The 255-nt window shown below is 56.5% G+C and carries 1 protein-coding gene; it reads right to left on the bottom strand.

Annotation, left to right across the window (positions count from 1 at the left end; all coding sequences use genetic code 11):
* The coding region (locus ACO0K9_RS28170) for a hypothetical protein (RefSeq protein WP_422990723.1) at positions 1 to 255 on the bottom strand (255 nt) is incomplete at both ends.

Raw genomic sequence — 255 nt, 5'->3', positions numbered from 1 at the left:
CAGCACCGCCGTCAATAGCGTGAGTACCATTGAAGTTGGCATCAGTGAAGATGATGCGGTCGGCTGTACGGGTGGCACCTTCTTCGCCGTTGTAGCTGAAGCGGCTAGTCGCGCTCAGGGTACGGGCATCGATCACAACAGCGCTTTCTTGTGCTGTACCAGCTGTGTCAGCTGTACCAGCTGCTGCACCGGTGTCATTGGCTGTATCGTTGTCATTCACGATGGCCAGAACACCGCCGTTGTTGTTGGCAGCGA

This window comes from Undibacterium sp. Ji50W, assembly GCF_049340445.1.
Classification (GTDB): domain Bacteria; phylum Pseudomonadota; class Gammaproteobacteria; order Burkholderiales; family Burkholderiaceae_D; genus Undibacterium.
Note: the sequence above shows the minus strand (reverse complement) of the source record. Positions and strands in the feature narration are given on the sequence as shown.